The organism is Marinobacterium litorale DSM 23545, from assembly GCF_000428985.1.
Taxonomy (GTDB): Bacteria; Pseudomonadota; Gammaproteobacteria; order Pseudomonadales; family Balneatricaceae; genus Marinobacterium_D; species Marinobacterium_D litorale.
In genome coordinates, this window is sequence record NZ_AUAZ01000059.1 from 1 (window position 1) to 5,213 (window position 5,213).

13 protein-coding genes are annotated in these 5,213 nt (G+C 54.3%); all 13 read right to left on the reverse strand.

All coding sequences use genetic code 11. The features are described 5' to 3' along the window. Positions 1-122: 122 nt before the first annotated feature. Positions 123-410 (reverse strand): hypothetical protein, encoded by a 288-nt coding sequence (locus tag G403_RS0120250; RefSeq protein WP_027854271.1) that lies wholly within the window; start codon positions 408-410, stop codon positions 123-125. A gap of 66 nt (positions 411-476) precedes the next feature. Beyond that, positions 477-722, reverse strand: coding sequence for a hypothetical protein (locus G403_RS0120255; RefSeq protein ID WP_027855591.1), 246 nt, complete (start codon positions 720-722; stop codon positions 477-479). Next, complete coding sequence (locus tag G403_RS25415) at positions 715-912, reverse strand: hypothetical protein (protein ID WP_156899755.1); 198 nt, start codon at positions 910-912, stop codon at positions 715-717. The genes G403_RS0120255 and G403_RS25415 overlap by 8 nt, the downstream gene beginning before the upstream one ends. 115 nt (positions 913-1,027) lie before the next feature. Next, positions 1,028-1,300: a hypothetical protein gene (locus G403_RS0120265; RefSeq protein WP_027855595.1), complete on the reverse strand. Its 273-nt coding sequence runs from the start codon at positions 1,298-1,300 to the stop codon at positions 1,028-1,030. Beyond that, entirely contained in the window at positions 1,297-1,965 is a 669-nt protein-coding gene (locus G403_RS0120270) for a hypothetical protein (RefSeq protein WP_027855596.1), read from the reverse strand. The genes G403_RS0120265 and G403_RS0120270 overlap by 4 nt, the downstream gene beginning before the upstream one ends. Beyond that, a complete protein-coding gene (locus G403_RS0120275) occupies positions 1,965-2,213 on the reverse strand; it encodes a hypothetical protein (RefSeq protein ID WP_027855597.1) in 249 nt (82 codons plus the stop codon). The genes G403_RS0120270 and G403_RS0120275 overlap by 1 nt, the downstream gene beginning before the upstream one ends. 64 nt (positions 2,214-2,277) lie before the next feature. Next, on the reverse strand, positions 2,278-3,099 hold the full coding sequence (locus G403_RS24730) for a ParB N-terminal domain-containing protein (RefSeq protein WP_051299356.1): 822 nt from the start codon (positions 3,097-3,099) through the stop codon (positions 2,278-2,280). Positions 3,100-3,101: 2 nt separating this feature from the next. Continuing rightward, the gene (locus G403_RS0120285) at positions 3,102-3,338 is read right to left on the reverse strand and encodes a hypothetical protein (RefSeq protein WP_027855598.1); all 237 of its coding nucleotides are present in this window, start codon (positions 3,336-3,338) and stop codon (positions 3,102-3,104) included. Further along, positions 3,338-3,598: a hypothetical protein gene (locus G403_RS0120290; protein ID WP_027855599.1), complete on the reverse strand. Its 261-nt coding sequence runs from the start codon at positions 3,596-3,598 to the stop codon at positions 3,338-3,340. The genes G403_RS0120285 and G403_RS0120290 overlap by 1 nt, the downstream gene beginning before the upstream one ends. Further along, positions 3,595-3,999 (reverse strand): hypothetical protein, encoded by a 405-nt coding sequence (locus G403_RS0120295; protein WP_156899756.1) that lies wholly within the window; start codon positions 3,997-3,999, stop codon positions 3,595-3,597. Before G403_RS0120295 ends, G403_RS0120290 begins: the two co-directional genes overlap by 4 nt. Positions 4,000-4,036: 37 nt before the next feature. Beyond that, the gene (locus tag G403_RS24735) at positions 4,037-4,489 is read right to left on the reverse strand and encodes a hypothetical protein (protein WP_051299358.1); all 453 of its coding nucleotides are present in this window, start codon (positions 4,487-4,489) and stop codon (positions 4,037-4,039) included. Next, positions 4,486-4,935, reverse strand: a complete 450-nt coding sequence (locus G403_RS0120305; protein WP_027855601.1) for a hypothetical protein — start codon at positions 4,933-4,935, stop codon at positions 4,486-4,488. The genes G403_RS24735 and G403_RS0120305 overlap by 4 nt, the downstream gene beginning before the upstream one ends. A gap of 47 nt (positions 4,936-4,982) precedes the next feature. Then, on the reverse strand, positions 4,983-5,213 hold a 231-nt coding region (locus G403_RS0120310), incomplete at its 5' end, for a Gp49 family protein (protein WP_027855602.1).

Sequence of the window (5,213 nt, forward strand, 5' to 3'; positions counted from 1 at the left end):
GCCTTTAGTGAAGTTTTTAATTGGGCCATCGGAGAGTATGTTTACTTTCATGGTTTCGCCCTTTAACAATCATTTCAATCGAGAGCTAAAAAGCTCCGCTTTCTCGCCCCGTTAAACGGGGGTTAGGCGTATAGCGGTTTCAGCTTCGGGTGCGCTTCCAAAAATGCAGCAGTTTCTCCCCGCTTCCAACTCATCCCGAGAATTTCCTGAATTTCATTAAACGCCTTGTTTTCAGCTACCCCGCCATGCTCTCTATTGTCGAGTGCGAGATAGTATTTCGTCACGGCCTTTTCGATGGCATATATCTTTCTGTTCAGCTCATCACCATTTGGCGCAACAGATTGCCAATGGCCACTTCTATCAACGGCATCGCCAGAACAAGCCGGGCATTTTTCAACAATTGTCGTCATCTCTGAATCCTCTAAATTCGCATAACAACTCGCTGGTGTTCGCTCCCGCTAATGCGGGGTGTTTGGTTACGCACACCCATCTAAATACTGCTTCAGATCCACTTTAAATTTTGCGAACCCATCGGCGCACAGATACTCATCGCTGAGCGCTATACCGATCCCGTAGAGTGCGTCATTGATAACGGTCTTTTCCCCGTACTCAGCAACACCAGGTTGATCGTTATAGGTGCTCCAGTATTTAGCCAGGCGTTTTGCTACCTGTTCCGGCGTGGCATCCATCGTTATGCCGGATGCGGTAATACGGTTATCCATGAGTTATCTCCAGATCGATTTGTTCGGCACTCTCCAGCCACTCATCAGATAGCTGATAGGGCGTACAGGGCGGCTCTGTCTGTGACGTATATCCACCTAGATACCAGTCGCCGTTACGGTGCAGGGCAGTACCGCAGTCGTTGCAGAGCTTTACGCCGTGGTAGTGGGAGAGGGTGTGTTTATCGCTCATCCCACCACCCACTCATAAACCCCATACCCAGCACCGATCACAGCCACCACAATCAGCGCTATGACGATGTAGGGCAGGGCTCGGAACCATTTGTTGCCTGTCATTACGTAAGCTCCTAGCCTTGATACGGGAGCTCAAGGATTTCGTAACCGTTCGTTGAGCCACCAAATCCTGAATCGATTGGATGGTTCTTGCTCCATGCCTCATATTCCGAATCGAATGCGTCCCATTCCTCCTCGCCGTCCGTATCTGGGCAGGGAGGTTTTGAGCGGTCATACTCGATAGCTTTGGCTTGAAGCGTTTTAGCTTCTTCATTGCTGCCAAATACCTTCAGCGGATGGATGCCCTCTGGAAAGCAGTCCTCGCACAATACGAATACGGTGCTCACGACTTCACCTCCTCAGCGCTGGCGCTGGTGCGGAGTTGGGTGGCGCGATCAATCAGGCGGCGCACGAAATGCATTTGCCAGTTATAAGTACTGCTTCCGCGGGATTTGTTTTCATGCTGCGATGGCAGCCCGCTAGCTTCTACTGCAAGCTCGTTTGCTACTCGCTCAAGCACCTCAGCTTCGTGGGCGGCTAGCGCTTTATTTGGCGAGTTAATGACGGACTCTAACTCGTCGGCCTTTTCATGCCATCCTGATAGGCTGCTCGTAGCCCTCATTAGCCTCAAGGCGTCAGTTATAAGCTGAGAGTTTACAACTGCTTTCAACTGATCCCGCTCTTGCTCTGCCAAAATCAACCGAACATTTGCGTCAGCAGCCGCGTCGATTTCTTTGTTCAGCTTTCCACGCAACCGCTCAATCTCGGCAGTCAGTTGATCGTTGGCGGCCCGCTCACTTTCCAGAGCTTCCGGCGAAGATTCCGCCCGCAGTCGCTTTGCCTCTTCAAGTTGTAGGTTGCTTGCCCGTTTAGCTGCATCCATGCCGGTTTTGGCAGCGGCAGCTTGCTTTTTCAGGGCCGCGTTTAGCCGCTCAATCTCGGCGGCTTGCTGATCGATAGTGACCTGCATTTCTCCGACTGTGCGGCCCACTGCTTTTGCTGATTCGCTCATCACCAATCAACCCCCTCGCAATCGAATACATGGCCGCAGTTTCCGCACTGGATATCAGCAACACGGACGGCCCCATGGGCCTCTGCCCAGCATTTACCATCTGTCGGGCATAGCTGTTTAATCAGTGCGCCGTCGTCGTTGTGATCAACGCCTGATGTGTCATCTACATCCAGCAGGTTAATTCCGGTATTGCACACCGGGCACTCAACCCATGCATCAATAGTTAGCGCTATTTGTGGTTTGCTCATCTCACCCTCCGCTTATGCCCATTCGCCTGACGGCAGGCTCTACGCCAGTCCCAGTGTGTGGGGGTCATGCTGTCTCTACCTCCCGGCGCTCATACTGCATTTCAATCGGCGAATAGACCGGATCGCGTGGTACGTATAGCTTGCTAATTTCTTGCCTGTCCGTGAATGCCTTGATGGCGCGAGTCGCTAGCTTGAAAACTTCTCGTCGCCCACCTTCGCCCGCAAGTAGAGTTCTTGAATCAGTTATGAGCTTTTCGCGCAGACGTATTACCGCGACCCTGTTTGAATCAGAAGCGAACCCGCTAATCAGCGACTCGCAAAAGTCGATAAGATCAGCCGTATCTACTTGCTGATAGGCGCAAGCAACAGCGGCCTTCACAGGGGCGGATGTAACACCCTTACGGTGCACAGACAGATGGTGGCACGCAAACTGGATGGCCTCCTTATTCTGCTCGCAGTATTCAACCGCCTGGATCGGCGATAAGGTCGAGCAGCGGCCTTTGGAGCTTATGCGGTGAAGGAAGTTGGCAATCGATACCTCGTCTTTTCCGACCCATGTTGATAGGTCGCCAATCCTGATTGCATCAGTCGTCTTTCTAGCTCTAAGCGTATCAATAGCCGCTCCTGCCGGTTTTGTGATACCGAACGTAACTAGGAATTCAGTCGATACGCCGGACTCAATAATGGCCGACAGTCGATGCTGTCCATCAGCAAGAGATCCATCCTCATAGAACGCGATGCCCTGGTGTGTTTTTTGCCAGTTGCCATTGCGCATATCGGCGGCGTACACCCTGACCCGCTCCGATGATAGCTTTCGGTTGGTGGTGTTCTTTTTCAGCCACTCTCTGGCTTGCTCGGGAGTTACTGTCATGTTTACCGTATTCACCCCTAAATCCTCCTCTCTGATAGCCGACTGACTGACTCAAGATCGGCCTCTAATTCATACCCGGACCGCGTCAGCTTGAACCGTTCATCGCCCACGCAGCCGTAATACTGGCCAGCGTAGAACTGATAACCAGACGGGCCGCTGAAGTAGGGTGCTGCCTGCTCCATCGCGTGACGTAGCTGGGCTATAGCCTGTTCTCGGGTGAGCTGCGGCTGCTTGAATTGAGTTAGTACGCCCATTAGGTTTTCTCCCGTGCCTCAGCCAGCGCCGCATTCAATGCCGCTTCCATATCCCCGAATGGCATGTGAGCCTCTTCGGCAGCTTCGACCATGGCAGGCGTAACGGTGGTTAATCGATCGATCACCCGCAGCGCGCGCTCAAGCTCGATGCGGCGACCGTTAGCCCGTGCTCGGACAACTTCGTTTTTGCCGTGCTCGGTGATCCGGGTGGTACGCTCCAGGTCATCGCGCATCTGTTGGATGGTTTCGTTCAGGTTCATGACTGCTGATCCTCCTGTGCGGCGGTGATCTCCGGCAGGTTCTCAACCAGCACCCAGGCTGTGACTTCTCTCCACCAAGCTCGGGTGTTGTCGTCGTGATCGAAGTGGTAGGGCTCTACCCAATCCTCACTGTGGTCACTGCCGTCTCGCGTGTACGTGACGTGCTGCCACACTCCGCGAAGTGCGACCAGAATTGGCTGGCCGTAGGGCGGTCGCTTATCGGGAGACTCAACCGGCACCACCACATACCCCTCCGGCACCGTCGCCTGCTGCGCCTCCCGGAGCAGCTTTATCGCGTAAGCCCCAAGAGCTATCCCGGCCTCGCGCACCGATTCGGGAATGTCGTCGTCGAGGGTGGCTCGTGCGAAATAGACAGCCTTGGCGTGGATGGTCCGGCTCAACTCATCCCATCCGCACGGATACGGGCAGGGCTTCAGCTCAGACATTGCGTACCTCCGTAATCTCAAGCCAACGCGTCAGGGTGTCGCGAGCCTCTTGGATGTCCTTCCGTTTCGGTTTGCCGCCAGTGCGGGCGCCGGACAGCAGTAGCTTTTTGCTGGCGTGATGGATGCAGCCGGTAGGGTCATCAATGCCGAATAGGTTGTGCACCTGGTACACGTCGACAGAATCAAGATGGCGCACATCTTTGTAGTAGGCGGGGTATCGTGCGGCCATGCCGACCACTTCCCCGGCGTCGGCAATATGGTCTGAACTATCCGGAATTTCCGGACTGTTGGTCGGGCTCGCCATCAACACTAAATCCTCATCTGCACAGAGATTGCATTGCAGTCTGTCGCCATCGCGCAGTAGATCGCCACAGTCGATACAGACCGGCTTGCCCACATGCTCCTGCTCATCACCGACATCGCCGGTTAATACCTGGGTATTCATGCTGACTGCCTCGCTGTGAATGGCTGTGTTAGCCAGTAGGTTGAACGGCGATTGCCGGGTATCTCGCCAGTTGCTCGATTGGATGATGCGGTCTGCTTGATTCGCTTTCGCGCCTTGGTATCTATGCCCAGCCTCTTAGCGACATGATAGACAGTTGTACTGGATACGCCGTGACGCTCACCTATCTCCACCAACGTCATGTACTCAAGGCTCAGCAAGTCCGCCCCGATCTTCGTGTTACGCTCATCGATTTGGGCCTGGCTGAACTGATTCACATGACCCAGGCGGTCCCGGCGCTCATCGATATCAACACCAAACATGGCACCGATCTTCCGTACTTTTTGGCCGCTAATACCGCGGCGCCTAGCGATGGCAGAGATCGACAGATCTGTTTCCGTCAGATCGGCTACCACTTCTTTATCGACTGAATGATCCATCGGTCTCATATTTGCCTCCAAAGAAAAGCCCCGACTGGCGGGGCTTGGTGGTGGGGTTATGACTGCTGCTCGTGCCGCTGCTGGACCAGCTTGAAACCCAAGAAGGGCCACAGCTCAAACACGGCATTCTGGACCGCGATCTTCACGCCCACTTCGTCATTGTCGTTTTCAGGCGAAGCAGCCACACTGGGGCGGCCAGTCACGGTAAAGCCGTTATCCAAGTTCAGAATCGCAAAGCGCAAGATGCCGCCAGACTCAGACCGGTGGCGCACGATCTCAACGCTCTT